The sequence below is a fragment of the Sulfitobacter sp. F26204 genome (assembly GCF_026410305.1).
GTDB lineage: Bacteria > Pseudomonadota > Alphaproteobacteria > Rhodobacterales > Rhodobacteraceae > Sulfitobacter.
The window spans coordinates 26,236-44,947 of record NZ_JAPMLQ010000005.1 but is presented as its reverse complement, the minus strand read 5'-3'; the positions used below and the strand labels follow the sequence as shown (position 1 = coordinate 44,947).

Sequence of the window (18,712 nt, the reverse complement as noted above, 5' to 3'; positions counted from 1 at the left end):
AAGACTCCCACCACACCAGCCAGTGAGACAAGGATCGCACATGTCAAAACCAACCCCAAGAACCAGCTCTTCAAGTGCCGAAATGGCTGTCGTCCCGTCGCGGCGGCGGGTGCTGGCAGGTCTTTCGGCGGCATCTATGATCTCCCTTGGGGCGGGTTGTGGTCAAATCTCGTTTCCCGCAAGCGGAGCATCGAGCAACAGCGGTAAGGCGCAGAAATCTGCGTTGCTATTGCCGCTATCTGGGGCGTCATCCGAGTTAGGTCAGACATTGCAAGCTGCTGCAACCCTTGGCGGCGGCCCCGGTGTCGGGATAGAGATTATTGACAGTGGATCGACACCTGAAACCGCCGTGGCGGCGGCCCAACGTGCGGTTGCGACAGGCGCGAAAATGATCGTCGGACCGGTGTTCAGCGCACAGGCCGCCGCCGTAGGCAAAGCCGTGCAGGTGCCGGTCGTGACGTTGTCCAACAACGAGTCGCTGGCGGGTGGGGGCACCTATGTATTTGGCGTAACACCTGCACAATCGGCACAGGCGATATTGTCGATTGCCGCGCAACGCAATCTGCGTGACGTCGCCATCGTTGTGCCACCCGGTGCTTTCGGAGCGCAATCAGCAGCGGCGGCGGTAAAGGTGGGCCGCGCTCTTGGTCTGTCGATGCGCGCGCCATTGGTGCAAGCCGATGGCAAAGGATTGCTGGCGGCCCTGCGCAGGGAAGGCGGGCTGCCCAATGCGGTTTACCTGCCTGCTGCCGATGCGACGTTGGAACCTTTTGCGCAGGCTTTACGGGGCCAGGACGTCCAGCTTTTGGGATCGACGCAATGGTCTGCCCTGGATCTGTCGGGGCGTGTGGCATTTCGTGATGCGTGGTTTGCCGCGCCCGACCCGTTACGTTTTGCGGCGTTTGACGACGCCTTTTCCAATGCCACGGGAAAACCCGGCGGCATTATCAGCGGGCTTGCCTTTGACGGGGTTGAGTTGCTGCGCATTCTGGGACAATCGGGACGGCTTTCGGCCAGAGGGTTGACACGTAAAGAAGGCTTTACCGGTGTAGTCGGCCCCTATCGGTTTCAGAAATCCGGCCTGTGTGAACGGGGCCTGGGCGTGCTCAAGGTCGGTGCCGGAGAATTCAGCTTGATCGGAAGCACCTCAGTATGACGCAAAAGCGCGGTGCCGACGCAGGGATAAGCCTGATTGAGGTGCTGGTGTCGCTGGCAATTTTCGCGGTTATCGGCATTGCTGGCCTGGCAGTGCTCAACACGGTTGCGCGCACGGGCGAGCGTACCGACGGGCGGTTGGACAGACTGGCCGAATTGGACCGCGCGTTTCTGGTGATCAGTCGGGATTTGGAACAGGTGACTATGGCCGAGATGGCGCTGGACGCCGGTATGCTGGCGTTTCATCGCACAGGTTCAGAACGTGATATTGAGATTGTATTTTTGTTCGATCAATCTGCATTGGTCCGCCGTATCGAGAGCAGGGTTGGGGGAATTGTTGATCAGCTTCTTCTTACAGGAGTTGCAGGATTGCAGTGGCGTTTGATGGATCGCAGCAAACGCTGGCACGAGAGTTGGCCGCCTGCAGGTACCGAAACCCCTGGTCGCCCTTATGCTGCCGAACTCACCCTTGATGTTTTGCGTGCTGAGAATATTGCACCGCAGAGAGTGACTCGTCTGATCCTTTTACCCGCGGGACAGGGCAGATGAACACCCGTCAGTCCGAAGGCGGTGTCGTTTTGGTCAATGTCCTGGTCGTGCTGGCCATCGCGGGGGGGCTGATGGTGTTGCTGATTTCCAGCCAGGAGGCGGCGCTTGACCGTGTTGCACGCAGCAGTGATGCTGCGATTGTACGCCAGATCGCGCTGGGGGCTGAAGCTTCGGTTGTTGATGCTTTGCGTCGTGATCTGGACGTGGCGCCCGAGAAGGATCATTTGAACGAAGCCTGGGCACTGGGCGTGATACAGCAAGAGGTCGTGTTGCCGACAGGCCGATTTTCGGTTGGTATAACTGATCTGCAAGCTAAGTTTGATGTAAACCTGCTGGCTGATCTGACTGCAGGAACGCAGGATTTTGCCCGTCGCCTGATGACGGCGCTGGACCAACCGCCGGCAATTGCCAATCAAATCGCGCGTATTCTGGGGGCAGTGGGTCCGGTCGCCCGACTGGAGGAACTGGAGACCTACGGTGTCGCGCCAGAAGCTATCGCGGCATTGGCTCCCTATGTCACGGTCCTGCCGGTGTCGGGCACGATCAACCTGAATTCGGTCGATCCTTTCTTACTGAACGTGATGTTACAAAACCGAAGCCAGACCGCGCAGCTTGTGCGTACCCGCGAAAGTCGTGGGTCGTTATCTCTTGAGGCATTGACTGCCATCGGTGCGCTGCGTCCGCAAAACAGCGGTTTCACCTCTAATGCCTATCTGGCGGATATTCTGGCCACCGCCGGAAATGCCAGGATCAGGATGCAAAGCGTCATCATCCGACGTAATGCGCGTGGGGTGAAAGCGGTCGAAGTTGCACAGAGGAGATTCATTTACGACGCCCCCACACCTTGAGGGATCGTGCGGACAGCAAAAAACGGCCCTCCAGTGATGAAGGGCCGTTCAACTCGTTACACGTTAAACCACTTACGGGTTAAAGGGGTCGTCTGTCAGACTCACCGCGATGTCGACGCTTTGGGCGTCTACAGGTTCTGCATTGCGGTCAGCGTCAAACATGGCACGAAAGGCGCTGCCAAAACTGTCGATGCCGGCAACCGTGACGGCAGAACCGCCACAAGCCGCAAGGAACAATGCGCCGGCCAAAACAACCGAGGATTTTGATTTCAGTTTCATATCAACCCTTCCTTAGTTTGTTGCGCCAGGCAGGGGTGTGTTCAGATATGGGAACACATTCTGCAACTCGGCCGCCGAGATGGGTGCACCGTCAATAAACGGTGCCGTGCCAACGGGTGCGTCCTCGGGGGCGCAAAGGCCAAGATTGACCATGTCACTGTCCGTGTCTTCAACAGCATCCGCGACCCCCAGTTCCGCACCTAAAGGCAGTGGGTGGCACAGGGCGCCCATGACCACGCGCAGGGCGATGTCAACGGTATCGTCACCCGGACGACGGCCGTTTGGAAAGCCTGCAAGGTCTTCTGCAACAAGGCCGTAGGGGTTTTGTGCATCACGTGGAGTTACCGGGAACGCCGTGTTCAGGCGCATCATTTCAGACCCCGTAACAGTCGCTTGCTGGTTCACACCCGGAAAGCCGGTCAGGAAGGCTGTAACCAGATCCTGACGTGGCAGATTGGATGGTGCAATATTGGACGTCGCGCCCAAGGCATCGCGGAACAGGATGTCGATCAGTGCCGGGAATGTCGGATTTGTGACATAGACGGCCAAGGCGCTATCCTGCGTCGGTTCTGCTGCGTTGAACAGATCTTTGTCAGGCAAGCCGATAACCACTTCGTTTACAAGCGGGGCAGACAAACGTGACTGCTGCACGTAGGCACCGCCATACTGTGATGTGGCGGCATAGGTCGGAGATGGATCTTCGACATTGCCTTGTGGCAAGCTGGCCGTTGTCCATGCGCCAATCACGCCGTTGCCGTCGCCCGTGACACAGGCAATTGGTACTTCGATTGCAAGTGATGTGACGTTGAAACGGTCCACCAGATCGTCGTTGGCACGGACGTTTTCAATTGATCCTTCGAGGGGCACCAGGTTCACAAGGTCAAATACCTGACCAAGGTTCACCGCAAATGCTTCTGCACGCTGGCCGACGAAAACCTTGCCGCCGACGTCACAGCCAGGAATGGTGATGTCGTGGATCTTGCTGTTGGCATAGCCTGCATAGTTGGGGATCGTTTTCTCCCCGACATTATCGAGCGGCTTGCTGAACGAGGTTTTGCCGCCTGTGCCGGTCACCGGAGTTGCGGTGCCAGAGCGCCGGTCCCCAGTGATATGTGTCAATGTATAGCTTTCGATTTCGTTCAACGGATCGGCGGCTGCACCTGTAATCGGACCAGCCGTTCGCAAGGGGATCGCGACTGTTGCATCACCGATTTGCAGTGCGATGCCAGCGCCGTCATTTGCCAGCTCGTTCTTGAAATCAAATTGGAATGTCACGTCTTCGACGGCGTCACCGTCATTGTCGATGTGAATCTCGTAAATCGCATCGGGGTCCATGGTGAAATAATTCGGGCCGCCATAGGGGGCCTGCAACGGAATGTAGTTTGCGATGAAGGTCACATAATCCGCACGGCCTGGTTCATAGCTGCGGAACATATAAAAATCTGTCGCATCGACCTTGGGTTGTTCGGTGATCCCCGGGGCTTCGCGGTGCGAAGACGCTGTCGCTGCCGAAGCAACAAGAGCCGCGGCGCTGACCGTCATTGCGAAATGTGCAGCTTTGTTCTTTAGTCGCATTTGTCTCTCCTGATTGGATGGCAACGCGGGATTTCCCCAAATATACCATTTTGGTAGAATTATTTTGTTCAGTAAGAGACACACGGATCACCGCCCGACATAGTTTCACATCGTCGCAAAAAAACGATATTTATTCTAAGGCATTACAATAATTGGTGTATTTTGAGTTTTTAGCTTTAACTGTGATTTTGATGCGTTTGGTGTGGCTCGATCTTCGAACTTACCGATTGCCAGACATTTACACATTGCCGCTGATGGTTGCCGGGCTGGTTTTGGCCGCGGGTGTTGACGGTATTGGTCTGATAAATGCGCTCACGGGGTGTTTGATCGGGTTTGCGTTATTCTGGGCAGTGGGCCACTTCTATTATCGCCGCACCGGACAAGAGGGGCTTGGGCTCGGCGATGCCAAGCTTTTTTCGGCCTGTGGTGCATGGCTGGGTGTTGGATGGCTGCCCTATGTTCTGTTGGTGGCGACGGTCGGTGGATTGATAATTGCCCTGATCCGTAAACCGACCACCAACCGGCAAATTGCCTTTGGTCCCTGGCTTGCCATTGGCTTCTGGCTGGTTTGGGTGCGGGTCCATTTCTGAAATCCTGACTGATGTCATGTTTGACAGCAACTCATCCCTAATGGTTCTGCGTCTCGGCTGATCGTTCGGCAAGGTTGGTCGACAGGTTGTGAACCGCGATCTTTCTGATTTTGTTCGGGTTTCCGTTGGCTTGCACCTTGGATTAACCACGTCATCATTTTGCCGTAGTTGTTAACATTTCGCTCACGTTAACCTTTGTTAACTGGTTAGCAAAAGGTAAACGACGTGGAAGCTTTCAAACATATGACCATGACTTTGATGATGGCGGCGGTGGCACACTCAGGGATGGCTCAAACACCCGAGAGAACGGGCTTTTCCGAAAATTTTCAGCAGCTATCCAGACAGGATTGGCATCTTGCGGAGTATGATTTTACCAATCCTCATTTTGATACGGATTGGAGGGCCAATCAGGTGCAAACGGGCGACGGGCTTGTCCTGCGGCTTGATCGTCAGAGCGGTAAGGAAAATGCTTTTGTCAGTGGCTCAGTCCGGCGCGAAACAATTACGGGTTTCGGCCGCTATGAGGCGACGATGCGCCCGGCCCGTGGCAGCGGATTGGTTACCGGTTTCTTTACCTATACCGGGCCAGCCTATGGTACCCGCCATGATGAAATTGACATCGAATTTCTGGGCAAGAACACAAGCCAGATCCACGTGGCATGGTTTGTAGATGGCCAACTGACAAACCACTTCATCGATCTGGGGTTTGATGCGGCCGATCGCGCGCGAAGTTATGCCTTTGACTGGTTGCCTGACCGTTTGCGGTGGTGGGCCGACGGGCAAATGATCTTGGAGGTGACAGAGCAGGATGCTGCTTTGCCGAAAATCCCGAGCCGGTTGTTCATAAACCTTTGGGCCGCGGATCCGTCAATCAGTGTCTGGTCTGGCGACCCCTTTCAAGGTGATCACGCCGAAGCATTGGTGGGTAAGGTCAGTTTCCGACCGCTACGCACCGGTGAATTGGGCAGTTGATAACCCGGGTTTAACCAGCCTGTGCGAAGTTGCGACCATGATCGCTCCTTTGAAATATCTTTCTGTAGGTTCCATGCGCGCTTTTGTTGTGCCGGCACTGGTTCTCTCCGTGCTGCCGTTTGGCGGACTGGGTGCGGATACGGGCTCATTGTGGTTGATCTGGGAACGTGGGCAGTCGTTGGATCCGTTTTGTGCCGGTCCTAACTGTGAAATCAGGAAGGCGTTTCGCAGTCATTTTATCTTGAACATGACGGATCAGGAATCTGCAGTGGTATTCAAATCTCTGGAACCGCTGGCGCAACGGTATGGTACCGCGAATATGGTGCATGAAAAGTTGCCGATCTGTTTGGATGATTTGGCGCAGGACGCGACGACTGCATTGGCTACTGCCGACGAAACCCTGCGAGCGATTGGCGGTGTCTTTGTCGATGTGCGCGGTGTTGCTGGTCCGCCGGGGTATAGCGGCAGTTTCGGAGCCACCGCGCAAGACAGGATTGACTCGGCATTACAGGCTGTTGGCCTGAAAAAACTGTCAAAGAACGAGATGACGCTTGAACCCGGTGCGCCCGAGTTGAAGCTCAGGTTTTCCCCGGCTGTTCAAGGGTGCAAAATGTGGTCCCTGTCGCTAAGCCTTGCCCAGAACCTGCTGATTGAACGTGACACTACACTGATGATCCGAGGGACCACCTGGAGTGGATCATCCGCGCAGAAGCAAGATGATTTTGATTTCAGCATTGACGATGCCATGACGGAGGTGTTGGAAAAATTTGTAGCGGCTTATTTTGCGGCGAATAATCCACGAACCGCAGATCCGAATGGCGGCTGAGAGGTGCAAAGTTCGAGTGATTGCCTGAGAAATCAAGAAGATCAGTATCTCATTAGGGGGTGTCGCGACATTTACGGGCATGTACGGCGACACGGCGATTTTCGCGGGCGGTGCCGGGAAATCCGGGAAGGCCGTTGGTTGCCCCCTCGGCCTGGATTTCGACGATGCGTGCCGGGTCGAGTAGATGCTGGCGCAAGAAGCTGGCAACCTGTTCGGCCCTCGCGCGTGATAACCGCAGATTACGCACAGGATCGCCGGAGGTATCCGCATAGCCCGTCAACCGCAGGCAAGCATCGAGTAGCGGTGCCGTTTCCAGTGCCTTTGACAAACGGTTCAGTTGATTCTGAGCATCGACATCCAGATCAGTCCCTCCTTTGGGGAAAAAAATGTGATTAATCTTTTGAACCCCACTCAGCCCATGTGTACCCGTCACCTGCGGTAGGGTGCTGACAGGTCCCTGGCATTCCGGCGGCGTCATGCCGTATTCATTTTGCAACAAATTACAATCTGTCGGTGTCAGATCGATGGCCTGTGCGGCATGCGCCACAAGGCAGCCGAGGATAATACATGTAAGACGTAAGGGCATAAAGTTCTCCATCGCAGCGGAATACCCGGAGAAGCTTAATAAAAACTTATAATTTCATTTCATAATAAATACTTACATTTAGTTTTTCTTAGAGCTTGCTCTCTAGATGCGTTCGTAACCAACAACGTGAAAGAGATACATGTCCTCATCAAAACGCATGATTTGGCTGGATGCGCTGCGCCTTGTCGCCGGGGTGTCGATGATCGGGTTGCATGCCACGGCTGACGCCACGGGACAGCCTTTTATCGCCTGGTCGCCCGAGGATCGCATCGCGCCTATGCTGCTGCGTGCGGTGATCTATATCGCGCGGACGGAATTGTTCATCATCATTGCACTGTTCCTGTTGCTCCTGGGGCTTGACCGGCGGCCACGGTCATACGGCGAGGTAATTGCCGAACAGGCGCGCCGACTGCTGCTGCCCTTTGCGTTCTGGACCCTCTTTTATGCGCTGTTTAACCTGATCAAAGCCAGCGCTTTTGGCTACTTGCCGACCCTTGTGTCGGGGTTGACGGATCCCGCCACCTGGGCACGCTGGCTGCTGCTGGGCGAGGTAAAATATCATATGCATTTCATCCCGACGCTTTTTTGTGTGCTGCTGTTTTTCCCGGTCTATCGCAGTGCCATGCGCCAGCCGGCACTTGCCCTGTTGGTGATTGCCGCTTTGGCTGCCAAGCATGAACTGGACGTCTTTATCTGGTCCACCTTTCACGGTGATCCGATTCTGCCCTGGCTGATCCGGGCGGTAAAGGTGTTCACATATGTTGGGTACGGAATGGTCGCGGGGGGGATGGTGATGTTGTGGCGCGAGGTACGTCCGCAGACCCGTATGGTTCTTTTGCCGGGGCTGCTCTGGGGCGGGGCTTTGTTGTTCATGATCAAGCTCGCCGCGACATGGATCACCGTGACATCAGGTCGTTGGCCGCACAGTTTCGTACCTGGTTTCTGGGCCGATTTCCTGATGCCGGTTGTTCTTTTCATGCTGTGTTTGTGCTTGTCAGACCGGGGTTGGCCCGCTGTGATCTCACGCATGGCTCCCTATTCCTTTGGGATCTATCTGTGCCATCCGATCTTTCTTGATATGGCTGAAATTGCGTTGGTAGGCACTGAATTTTTGCCGATAACACAGGTCTTGTTCAAGATTGGCGTCGCAGTTGTTGGCACGTCACTGCTGGTTGTTGTGCTGCGCCGCCTGCCGGCGCTGGCTTGGACAGTAGGTCTCGGCCCGCTGCCTGATTCAATTTCACGCCTTTTCTCTCTGTTTCCGTTTCCACGTAAGTCCAAGGTGTCCTGATGCTTTCCATGATCCAGAAAATCTCTTCTTCCCTCGTTGTTGTCAGGCTTACTGACGGCGCGCTTGATGCGGGAACCTTTGCCACTCTGCAACCAATCTGCTCGAGTTTGCAGGACAATGGCTGCGCGGCGGTCTTGATTGACCTTTCGAAACTGTCCCGCTGGAACCATGGTGGGCTTGCCGGTGTGGTTGAGCTTTACACTTGCTTCGGGGCAGAGCTGTCCTTGGGGTTTTGCGGCCTGGATGCCAAGGCGCGGGCCTGTCTGGCATCAAATGGCATCGCCCAGGCCTTGCCTTTGTTTGACCGGGTGGAGCAGGCTCTCGAAGTTGAGGTATTTCGGCGTCAACACCTGACTGGATTGAAGGCGTTGATTTTGAGTGCGGGCAAAGGGTCGCGCATGGCCCCATTGTCCGATGCTGTGCCCAAGCCAATGCTTGAGGTACTGGGCCGCCCTGTGTTGGCACATCTGGCGGCTCATTTGGGTCGTTGTGGCCTGCATGATCTGATCGTGAATCCGGGTCATCTGGGCTATCAAATCCCTGAATATTTTCAAAGGAACCAAAACAGCCAGCGGTTTCTGTTTGTCAACGAGGGTTGTTGGAACGATGGCGCATGGCAGGCCAACCCGCTTGGCTCAGCGTCGACCTTGACACAGCTCAATGCCAATCACAGCGCCTTTGGTGATGATACTGTCGTAATGTGCGGGGATGCGCTGACCGACATTGATTTCGTTGCGATGCTGAAGAAACATCGCGAATCCAGTGCCGGCGTGACCATTGCGGTGCAGGAGGTCGACAAATCGCAGGTCAATCAATACGGCATCATCGTCGCAAATCGCGGCGGCCAGATTACTGCGTTTCAGGAAAAGCCAAGCCTCGGGGAGGCCCGGTCGACATTGGCCAGTACGGGTATCTATATTTTCCGTGCGGATGTACTGCGCGCTTTGCGCGGCCCTGAATGGGAAGTTGAAGGGTTGGACATCGGTAACGATCTGTTGCCTACATTGTTGCGGGACGGCATCCGTTTGCAGGTGTTTAATGCGCCGTTTCAATGGGCTGATATGGGTAATCCGCAGGCCTATTATGCAGCAGTTTCCGATGCCCTGCGCGGGTTGGGGCCGGCGGTTACTGCTACCGGTGTGCAAAAACGGCCCGGTCTATGGATTGGCTCCGGGGCAAGAGTATCCCCTCGGGCACAGATCACAGGACCCTGCCACATTGGGGAGGGTGCCGTGATCGAGGCGGGCGCAAGGATCGATGGCCCCTGCATGATCGGGGCAGGTGCGCAGATAGCTGGTAAAACCTTGATCCGCAACAGTATCATCTGGGCGGATACCCGAGTGGAACAGGGCGGCCTTGTTGATCACATGATCGTGTCCGGAGATTGGGCGGTGGATCACCGTTTTGCCACCGGTGGTGCGGTCGAAAAAGGTGTTCTTGGTCAAGTCGGTCCCGTTGCTGCGGATTTGCCAGCGGTTGCCGCATTGACCCCGTCGACACGGCGTCACGAAGCTTAATCGAATGAGATACTGCATGAGGCCGGATGCATGCCCTTGGCCAGGGTAGTTCATTCATGAGGATCTAACGCCGACCCCTTAATCAAAATCCTGCCACAACCGGAGGGATCATGCCCCGACCTTATTTCCAACGATACGAAAATCGCCCCGTGCCGCAGATATCTCCGATGTCGGCGCAACGCGAAATGCTTTGGCAGTTTTTGGCGGGTATGACGGTGAGTTTTGCGCTTTACTATCTGCATTGGCGCTGGACCGCGTCCCTTAATCCCGACGCACTGTTGTTTTCGGTGGTTGTTGCCCTGGCTGAAACCCTGTGTTTTCTGGGTACACTATTGTTTTTCCATGATATTTGGCGAGAAGATGATACACCGCAAAAGCCGCCGCCGCTCACGCGGGCGGAAGCTGGACTATACGGTGAGGGGCCGATCAAGGTCGATGTGTTCCTGACCAGTTTTGATGAAACCGAGGATATTCTGGCCCCCTCGATTGCGGCATTGCGTGCCCTTGAAATCCCCGAGAATGTGCAACTTGAAATCTGGCTTTGCGATGATGGCGATCGATCGGAAATGGCTGAATTGGCGCGACGCACCGGCATACTTTATGCGCGGCGTGACGGGAACCGTGGGTTCAAGGCTGGCAATTTGCGTCAGGCGTTATTCCGGTCGCGGTGTGATTTCCTGGTCATCTGTGATGCGGATACCCGGGTTTTTCCCGGTTTTCTGGAACATACCCTTGGGTATTTTCGTGATCCCAGGGTGGCGTGGGTCCAAACCCCGCACTGGTTTTATGATATTCCGATGGGGCGTTCCTGGCAGGCAGCCCTGGCCCCGTTTTTTGGATCGCGAGGGGCTGCTGCACTTGGCTATGGCATGCGATGGCTGACCGGGCGCGACAAAATTGGCGTGGATCCGTTTTTATCGGACCCTGTTTTGTTTTTTGATGTCATCCAACGCCGGCGCAATCGGAACGGTGCCTCATTTTGTTGCGGAGCCGGATCCATTCACCGCACCGAGGCGTTGTTTCGATCAGCTCTATCCCGTCAAGGTGTGGATTTGGAAAAATTGCAACGACGTTGGCGATTGTCCTGGTACCTACGCTTAAAATTTGCCCTGTGTCGTTTGTCACGCCAGAGCATTGATCGACTTAAGGGGCGCAAATCATCTTTCCTGCCCGCCACTGAGGATACGCCGGGGCTGCTGTTGCCCGCGGTGGAGTTACAACCGTTTCGGTATCATGTATCCGAGGATTTGATGACCTCGATCCTGCTACACAGCGACCGGACGGCTGGGTGGAAATCGGTTTATCATCCTCAGGTCGAAAGCCGGATGTTGTCCCCCTGGTCTATGGAGGCCTGGGCCACCCAGCGTTTGAAATATGCTGGGGGCACTTTGGACATCATGTTGCGGGCCAACCCGATCTGGACCGCTTTGGGGCGTGGCTTGGGATGGCGGCACCGTCTGCATTATGCCGCGACCTTTTGGTCCTATCTCAGCATGCTTTGGGTGCCGGTCTTGATGCTGGCGCCAGTGCTGGTGCTATTTACCGGATGGACACCGGTCTCTGCATATTCTGCTGAATTTTTCAGGCACCTATTGCCGGTTCTGATATTTAATGAAATGGCGATGGCCGTAACCTGCAAGGGATACAACCCACATCAAGGACAGATTGGGTCGATCACTGCCTTGCCGCTGCAATTGCGGGCTTTTGCCTCGGTGCTGCGTGGACGCCATCCCCAATTTCCGACGACGCCTAAAACTCCGATGGTTTCATTGATGTTGCGTCGCGTTGCTCCCAATTTGTTTCTTGTTGGGTTGATGTCATTGGCCGCCATTTACGCTTTTGTCCAATTCTGGCTCGAAAACCCTGACTACGGTCTTCCCCTGATTGCAGTCAACTTGTTCTGGCTGGGTTGGAACGCTCTGGCTCTGGGTAGGATCGGGTTGGCGGCGTTTTGGCATCCTGACCAAGAGCCAGAGGTGCCTTCCTTTCCTTCTTCCCTAGCAGAGGACATAGATGTTCATGGCCCTACTCCAAACCTCACTTAAGGCCCATCGCGGCAGTTTGATGTTTCTGATTGGCTTGATCCTGGCGGCAGCGCTTGCTGTGTCCGGAGATGGCCTTGCCCAATTTGCACGTCGTTCAGGCAGCGGGATGATCAACCTTTCTGCCGCGCCGGAATTGTCTCCGCTTTCTCCCCGTGCGGTTTCCGCCATGGATATGGATGCGGCACGGATGGCATGGCGATATATTGCGGAAAACACCGACCCTGATACGGGACTTGTCACCTCTGTTGCAGGGTTCCCTTCAACAACGCTCTGGGATCAGGGATCCTATCTGTTGGGGCTGGTTTCCGCCTACAATCTGGGTGTGATCGACCAGGAGGAATTTGACAGGCGGGCGGATCAATTTTTGACGAGCATGGCCGCGCTGCCTTTGTTTGATGGCAAACTACCCAACAAGGCCTATGACACCCGTTCCCTGGCAATGGTGGATTACGATAACTCTCCCGCTCCTGCAGGAATAGGGTGGTCCGCCATCGACCTTGGACGCTTGTTGATCGCGTTTCGTGTGCTGGAAAGCCATGTGCCCTCTCTGCGCCTTCCGCTGCGCGAGCTTCTGAAGGAATGGGATCTGGCGGCGCTCAGCGAAGGCGGGGAGCTGATGGGCGCTTTGCGTGTCGGTAACGAAATCGACCTGTTGCAGGAAGGCCGGATTGGATATGAACAATATGCCGCACGCGGTATGGCACTGTGGGGTCTGGACGTCACGCAAGCGATTTCGGCAGCACGCGCTGTGCGCTGGGAAGCGCTGTCGGGAGTGGACGTGCCGGTGGACCTGCGCCGTCGCACCAGTTTTGGGGCGATTTCCCCCACCTTGAGCGAACCATATATGCTCCAGGGTCTCGAGATGGGGTTAAACAGCGAAGGACAGCATCTGGCGGCCAGGGTTTACCTTGCGCAGGAAGCCCGGTTTCATGAAACCGGACAGCCGACCATGGTGTCAGAGGACCATATCAATCGATCTCCCAGCTTTCTATATAATACCGTTTACAGCGATGGTCGTCCCTGGGCCGTACTGACCGAAGATGGCGAACATCATGAGGATTTGCGCACGGTCAGCCTCAAAGCCGTTTTTGCGTGGAATGCGCTCTATGGTACTGAGTATACAACCGATCTGCGCGGAAAACTGGTACCCCAACTTGGAGATACGGAGGCCGGATGGTCCGCTGGCTGGTACACGGCGACCGATACGGCCAACGACATCCGGACCTTGAACACCAACGCGGTCATTCTGGAAGCGATCCACTACATCGCTCAGGGGCCATTGTTGTGAAGGCGGTCATTGTCTCTTTCGGTTTTGTTCTCGCTCTTGTGGGTTGCGGGACCGACTTGAGCCGGACGGCACGGGATGCTGCCCAACCGGATGCTTTGCCGATCCGTAATATTACATCTTTCACCGAGGCGCTGATCTGTATGGATGGTCTCTTTGACGTGGCGAGGCGGCCCAAGGTCATTTTGTCTTCGAATGCCATTCCTGACATGACATATAAGTTGCCGATTGGTGGGAATGATATGTTGATCCACGCGATCAGCCAGATGAATCGCCGAAGCGGTGCATATGTTTTCCTGGATCAAGCGCTGGCTCGCAAGGATGGCGCGATCGATTTCCTGATTGCCAAATCGGACCGCAAGAAAGAACCCAAGCCCAGCTACTATATCCGAGGCTCGATCAGTCAGGTTGACCGCAATGTTCACACAAATGAAGTGGATATCGAAGTGCTCCCAAATCGCGGCAAAACCAGCCTGTTCGATGCGGCGCGGCGGTTATCGATCGTTTCGGTGGATCTGCATCTGGTGCGCTATCCCAGCCGGCAGGTTGTGCCGGGCGCATCGGTGGCCAATTCCATGGTTGTAGTGGGGCGTGACTGGGGCACCGGCTCTGAAGGCACAATCAATGCCTCAAAAGCCGGGATAACGTTGCGCATCAAAAGAGTTGAAAGCGAAGCACAGGCTGCCCGCAATCTGATCGAACTCGGGGTGATTGAACTCTTGGGCAGGCATTCGGGCGTTCCCTATACCAGGTGTTTGCAGGGGCCCTATAGTGGCGCCGGCGAACAGCCTGCGTCAGATACTGAAACATTTGAGGCTGCCCAAAAACACATAAAAATGGCCACGCCGAAAGTGCAGAGAGTGCAATCCGTCAAACCTTCCGTAAACAAGCAGACGCCCTTGAAACCCGCTTCCAAGAGTCGCTCCGCCGCTGTTCCGGTACCGGTTTCTTCTCCAGCCAAAAAGGTTGCACCGCTGACCGCCTTAACACCGTCGCCGGTCCAGGGCAGGGTGCCAGATCCGCTTCGGGCAACCAAACTGGGTTTGGTTTTGCTAGGTTATCTCGGCAATGTCTCGGGCACAGGGTGGGATAGCACAAGCCGAGCAGCTCTGTTGAAATTCCAGTCTGACGAAGGCTTGATCATGTCCGGCATTGCAGATCCAGATACGTTATCACGTTTGAAGTTGCGGTTGTTGCGGCGCAACCGGAAAAACTAGGCCACCTGGTTGGTACTTTCAGGAGTCGGGGGTTAAGGAATGTCCGCCCTGGCCGCGAATGGAAAATTCAATTTGGGGTTTTGTCGAAGGAACCAGATATTGCGGTGATGCGGTCTCTATCAGCTCACGTTGCAGATAGCGATCCAGTACTGCGGCCTCTGTTTCATTCAATTCCAACGTGCCTTTGTCCGGCCATAACCGTGCATCGCGCAGTACTCTTGCTGTTTCGCTTTCCACCCAGTGCAAATATCTGACGACATGATCTATTCCCGTGGTTGCAATGCGGATGGAGGGCAAGCCGGGTTCTTCGGCAAGCAGCGCGGCACCGGGACGGGACAATTCGCCGATGGCGAAATCGCTGAGCGGGCGCGAGGTGATTTCATCCGCGTTGCGGCGCAGGTTTTGATGTTGGATCCACAAGCTGCCCTGGATGGATCGCGCGACCAGAAGCCAAGGCGCGCCTGTGGCATCCAGATGCAGCACTGCCCCATTGGCGCGCGCAATACATCCTCGCAACGGCACGCGGCAGGTCACTGACCATACAGGCAGCCGCCCCTGCGATGTCACATTATAAAACATTGCACTTCCAGAAGCGCTGATGTCGTTTCCGATTTCGGCATGTGTTGCGCGCGGGAGTTCCATCGCCAATCCAATCAAGATCAAGCAAAAGCAGGCAGCAATCAAAGGGCACAGAGTACGGGTCATGCCTTTCAGATGGCGCAGAACCATGACCCAAAAGCCGCCAGAATACGTCAAGCATTGGGCAAATAGCGAAAAATTTAGGAGTCAAGCATCGTGAATTATGGGCAGAATGCTTTTTCCTTCATGATGGCACAAAAATAATCCGACAGGATCATATAGTCTGTCGTTGTGACCTGGGGAGCTTCCCCGTTTCCCACGCCGACGTCGCGCGTTGTTTGGCGCAGTTCACCCATGATGTCGCTCACCACCTGATCAGATGTGGCGAGATCGCCAACCTGGGTTGATTTTCCTTCCCTGAGCTGCAGCACCATGACAGCAGCACGCGGATCAAGCCCGATTTCCGAAATCAGATAGGCCAACCGACGCGCGATATCGTTACCATTTGCCGTGGTCGTGTGCTGCTCCTCTGCCGGTAGATTGTCTGGTCTCGGCGAGGTATCTAGCCCGGGACCTCCATAAACTGGTGCGGGCTGTCCGGGGTGTGTGCGTGCTTGGGCCAGTTGTCGTTCAAGATTGCCAATCGCGCTTTGAATGTCATCCATACGTTGTGTCGTGTCAGGATAAGCGGGTATTGGGGCGGGCATCTGACGACTATCTGATCCGGCCTGCGTCGAAGAGGTTTCCGGTCCAAGTGCTCTTTGCGCCAACAACGTGCGCAGCATGCTCAACTCATCACGGACGCGATTCAATTCCGGATCGGCAGTTGTCTGCGTTGCCTGTGGGACCATAGGCTGCGGCATAGGGGAGAGCCAGGCCGGGGTCTGGGTCAGGTTGGCGGAACCATTGCTGACTGCACCCGGCACCGGCCAGCCACGGGGCAGGACGGTGTAATCCTGACGCGCCACGATCCAGCGCAGATAGGCGACCACCGCGCCGAACCCTTCCAGTGAAATACGCGCTGCTTCGGCTTCGTTGCGGCGCATGATCAATTCTCCGCCTGAGCCAAGAAGCGTTTCCAGACCGTCTTCCAATGGTTGCAAGATTCTGTTGGGCAGCTGGATTTCGTTCAATCCTTCAGCCATGAAAAACTGATCTCCCGGCTGAGTGCCCTCAATGCGCAGTTCCAATTGCCCTCGGGTATTGAGAAACATAGAAAGCTCTTGCTTTCTTCCCATGCATGACAGGGTGCGCGGACGGCAGATTACTTCAAACACGTCTTCATCCAGTCGCGGCGTCGGGGCAAACCGGGCATAGCCGTCTGGGTCGAACCGGAAATAGACACCCTCCACCAGCCCTTCTTGGAAGGTTGCCCACCCAAAGGCACCGCGCAATTCCTGCCGCGCTTCGCGGGCACCAATGGCAAAAGGAATTGACGTGTCGAGAATGGCATTCTCCGAGGCAAAGGTGTCAGGGGGGCTCGACGCTTGCTGGGCCTGTGACCGCAGCGGCGCAAGGGTGAGAAGCCCCAGCATGAATACGGTTGCTATATGTTTGTATGCCATCAGAAATCATTCCCTCTGTGAAAGGTGTGCCGCAGCGCGGGAAGCCAGTCTTCCTCAAGCGGCGGATCGGGGTATCTGCGTTTTTCGCGCAGATCCTGATCGCGGTAGGCCGTGTACCAGACTTCGGTATTGCCGGTGTAAGGTGTCAAGATCGTGCCCTGCACCTTATGAAGTAGAGATGTCAGGATGATGCCGTTGTTGTTGGCGGTAAAGATTTCAACCCGTCCTTGTCCGCGTTCATAGAGACCTTCGTACATTCCATTTTCAGGGTCGTAGAGTTCAATGATCGCGTCATAAAGTACGTCGGTATATTCAGTGTCCCACAGTGCCCAAAGCCCGAGCGCCGCTTTTGCGGCAACAGCGGCATGATCCGGCACGTAATCCCCGCGTGGGGTGACGGTGTTCCAAGAGTATCCATCTGAAAAAATCGTGTCATAGGTGAAATATGGCGGCCCCTTGACGTTGTGTTCAGATCGGGCGGTCATAAAACCTGTCTTGCGCCAGCGGGCTTCCTGGACGCGGTAAATCCTGTCGGCAAATTCGGCGCGCCAACCATCAGAATGCAGCCATTCAGGAGTTGAATCGTCATGGGGCAGATCAAATCCCAGCTCTAGCCCGTCTTGCAGGTATGATTCAGTCACAACGTAATTCTGGGAATGGAAAATGCGTGGATCACGCCCGTCATAGGGCACCGGCACACCCATCATGGAGGCGGTCAGAAACGGCTCGGCCCGGTGGGCCAGCACAGGCCGGAATCCCCAAAGAGCAAAGCCCTTGGCCGCATATTCCTCGTACCCCAAACGTCCTTCCTGATTATATACTGTTTCGCCGGTCTCCTTGTCTATCGAAGCCCCGTACAGCAGCCCCTCATCGTCGATCACACGACTGAAATCCCATTTCAGCAGCACTGCATCGACTGTGTTGCCGAGATAGGTATAACGGTTCTTCAAAATGCGAAGCCATACCAACAATCGCCCAATATCAAGCGCAGAATAACCTATTTCACCGGGTTTGTTGGAGTAGTCGACCTTGTTCCCGGTTTTAGTATGATACACCTTGTTGGGCAGTTCGCCCCGGAACAGATCCAAACCTTTGATTGTGGTCAAAAGCTGGGTCATGCGACGGTCAAAATCGGGTTTTTCGATCAAGCATAGCTCATAAGCGGCGACAGCACCGGCAATGTAAGAAGCGGTATCCCATAGAGTGGTTGATGGATAATTGCCGACGGAGTTTGCCAGACCGGTTGAATCCTGAGTGTAAGTTTCGAAGTAATGCCAGGCGACCTCTGCTGCACGCATTTCACGGTCATTGAGAAACCCGCGCCGGCGCTTGTATGGGCTGACGTATTCGTTCCGCAGGGTATAACCGGGCTCACGTGTTGCTGTCAGGTCTTGTTTGGTGAACCAGTCTTGGGGCATTTCGCATTGGCGTGGAGGCTTCTCTCTTCTTGGTACATTTCTTACTGAACTGGTGGTGGCAGCGGCGACGTTGCCCCGCAGTAAGGCGGGCAAATCATCAAAATCCCCGCCGGCTATGATGGTGGTAATGTCTTCCTGGGCGAGAAATATCGATCGCGCCGCTGAACCGACCAAAGCGACGGTGCCGATAACGGACACTACCGCAGCCGACAAGGTAAACCAGCCGAAACCAGTACTCCTGCGTGATCTTCCCGATCTGGGTATTTCAACCATGGGCCGCCCGTAGAAATTTAGAACTACACTTCCATTAGCCGCTCTAGGTTAATTAAATTGGAACAGATCCAGGGCGAGGCAAAAACCTGCAGAAGTAAGTAATAAGCAAAGTAATTTGTTAATCACGTTCCCCTATCTAGGT

At 55.3% G+C, this 18,712-nt stretch carries 17 protein-coding genes; 11 read left to right on the top strand and 6 right to left on the bottom strand.

The window, feature by feature from the left end:
- Window positions 1-40 precede the first annotated feature (40 nt).
- Genes OS190_RS13170 through OS190_RS13160 form a run of 3 tightly spaced genes read left to right on the top strand, consistent with a single transcriptional unit; the run spans window position 41 to window position 2,552 of the window.
- Complete coding sequence (locus tag OS190_RS13170) at window positions 41-1,156, top strand: ABC transporter substrate-binding protein (RefSeq protein ID WP_267159178.1); 1,116 nt, start codon at window positions 41-43, stop codon at window positions 1,154-1,156.
- Window positions 1,153-1,704, top strand: coding sequence for a type II secretion system protein GspJ (locus OS190_RS13165; RefSeq protein WP_267159177.1), 552 nt, complete (start codon window positions 1,153-1,155; stop codon window positions 1,702-1,704). Before OS190_RS13170 ends, OS190_RS13165 begins: the two co-directional genes overlap by 4 nt.
- The gene (locus OS190_RS13160) at window positions 1,701-2,552 is read left to right on the top strand and encodes a type II secretion system minor pseudopilin (protein ID WP_267159176.1); all 852 of its coding nucleotides are present in this window, start codon (window positions 1,701-1,703) and stop codon (window positions 2,550-2,552) included. The genes OS190_RS13165 and OS190_RS13160 overlap by 4 nt, the downstream gene beginning before the upstream one ends.
- A gap of 72 nt (window positions 2,553-2,624) precedes the next feature.
- On the opposite strand, the gene OS190_RS13155 is transcribed toward OS190_RS13160, so the two are convergent.
- Together OS190_RS13155 and OS190_RS13150 are read right to left on the bottom strand one after the other, a co-directional pair.
- Complete coding sequence (locus tag OS190_RS13155) at window positions 2,625-2,831, bottom strand: hypothetical protein (protein WP_267159175.1); 207 nt, start codon at window positions 2,829-2,831, stop codon at window positions 2,625-2,627.
- Window positions 2,832-2,843: 12 nt separating this feature from the next.
- Complete coding sequence (locus OS190_RS13150; RefSeq protein ID WP_267159174.1) at window positions 2,844-4,406, bottom strand: DUF4331 domain-containing protein; 1,563 nt, start codon at window positions 4,404-4,406, stop codon at window positions 2,844-2,846.
- 155 nt (window positions 4,407-4,561) lie between these two features.
- Here OS190_RS13150 and OS190_RS13145 point away from each other — a divergent pair, with 155 nt between their 5' ends.
- The 3 genes from OS190_RS13145 (at window position 4,562) to OS190_RS13135 (ending at window position 6,794) form a co-directional block, all read left to right on the top strand.
- Entirely contained in the window at window positions 4,562-4,996 is a 435-nt protein-coding gene (locus OS190_RS13145) for a prepilin peptidase (RefSeq protein WP_323370706.1), read from the top strand.
- Window positions 4,997-5,221: 225 nt separating this feature from the next.
- Window positions 5,222-5,968: a family 16 glycosylhydrolase gene (locus tag OS190_RS13140; RefSeq protein WP_267159172.1), complete on the top strand. Its 747-nt coding sequence runs from the start codon at window positions 5,222-5,224 to the stop codon at window positions 5,966-5,968.
- A gap of 37 nt (window positions 5,969-6,005) precedes the next feature.
- Window positions 6,006-6,794 (top strand): hypothetical protein, encoded by a 789-nt coding sequence (locus OS190_RS13135; RefSeq protein ID WP_267159171.1) that lies wholly within the window; start codon window positions 6,006-6,008, stop codon window positions 6,792-6,794.
- 52 nt (window positions 6,795-6,846) lie between these two features.
- On the opposite strand, the gene OS190_RS13130 is transcribed toward OS190_RS13135, so the two are convergent.
- On the bottom strand, window positions 6,847-7,380 hold the full coding sequence (locus OS190_RS13130) for an OmpA family protein (RefSeq protein ID WP_267159170.1): 534 nt from the start codon (window positions 7,378-7,380) through the stop codon (window positions 6,847-6,849).
- A gap of 139 nt (window positions 7,381-7,519) precedes the next feature.
- Here OS190_RS13130 and OS190_RS13125 point away from each other — a divergent pair, with 139 nt between their 5' ends.
- The 5 genes from OS190_RS13125 to OS190_RS13105 all read left to right on the top strand — a co-directional run bounded on the left by OS190_RS13125 (window position 7,520) and on the right by OS190_RS13105 (window position 14,735).
- Window positions 7,520-8,671, top strand: coding sequence for an acyltransferase (locus OS190_RS13125; RefSeq protein WP_267159169.1), 1,152 nt, complete (start codon window positions 7,520-7,522; stop codon window positions 8,669-8,671).
- A complete protein-coding gene (locus OS190_RS13120; protein WP_267159168.1) occupies window positions 8,671-10,188 on the top strand; it encodes a sugar phosphate nucleotidyltransferase in 1,518 nt (505 codons plus the stop codon). The genes OS190_RS13125 and OS190_RS13120 overlap by 1 nt, the downstream gene beginning before the upstream one ends.
- A gap of 110 nt (window positions 10,189-10,298) precedes the next feature.
- Window positions 10,299-12,233: a glycosyltransferase gene (locus tag OS190_RS13115; protein WP_267159167.1), complete on the top strand. Its 1,935-nt coding sequence runs from the start codon at window positions 10,299-10,301 to the stop codon at window positions 12,231-12,233.
- Window positions 12,208-13,521, top strand: coding sequence for a DUF3131 domain-containing protein (locus OS190_RS13110; RefSeq protein ID WP_267159166.1), 1,314 nt, complete (start codon window positions 12,208-12,210; stop codon window positions 13,519-13,521). Before OS190_RS13115 ends, OS190_RS13110 begins: the two co-directional genes overlap by 26 nt.
- A complete protein-coding gene (locus tag OS190_RS13105; RefSeq protein ID WP_267159165.1) occupies window positions 13,518-14,735 on the top strand; it encodes a peptidoglycan-binding protein in 1,218 nt (405 codons plus the stop codon). The genes OS190_RS13110 and OS190_RS13105 overlap by 4 nt, the downstream gene beginning before the upstream one ends.
- 18 nt (window positions 14,736-14,753) lie before the next feature.
- Here OS190_RS13105 and OS190_RS13100 read toward each other — a convergent pair whose 3' ends face one another.
- The 3 genes from OS190_RS13100 to OS190_RS13090 form a co-directional block, all read right to left on the bottom strand.
- The gene (locus tag OS190_RS13100; RefSeq protein ID WP_267159164.1) at window positions 14,754-15,377 is read right to left on the bottom strand and encodes a hypothetical protein; all 624 of its coding nucleotides are present in this window, start codon (window positions 15,375-15,377) and stop codon (window positions 14,754-14,756) included.
- Window positions 15,378-15,535: 158 nt separating this feature from the next.
- Entirely contained in the window at window positions 15,536-16,879 is a 1,344-nt protein-coding gene (locus OS190_RS13095; protein ID WP_267159163.1) for a hypothetical protein, read from the bottom strand.
- On the bottom strand, window positions 16,879-18,570 hold the full coding sequence (locus tag OS190_RS13090) for a DUF3131 domain-containing protein (protein ID WP_267159162.1): 1,692 nt from the start codon (window positions 18,568-18,570) through the stop codon (window positions 16,879-16,881). The genes OS190_RS13095 and OS190_RS13090 overlap by 1 nt, the downstream gene beginning before the upstream one ends.
- Window positions 18,571-18,712: the final 142 nt, after the last annotated feature.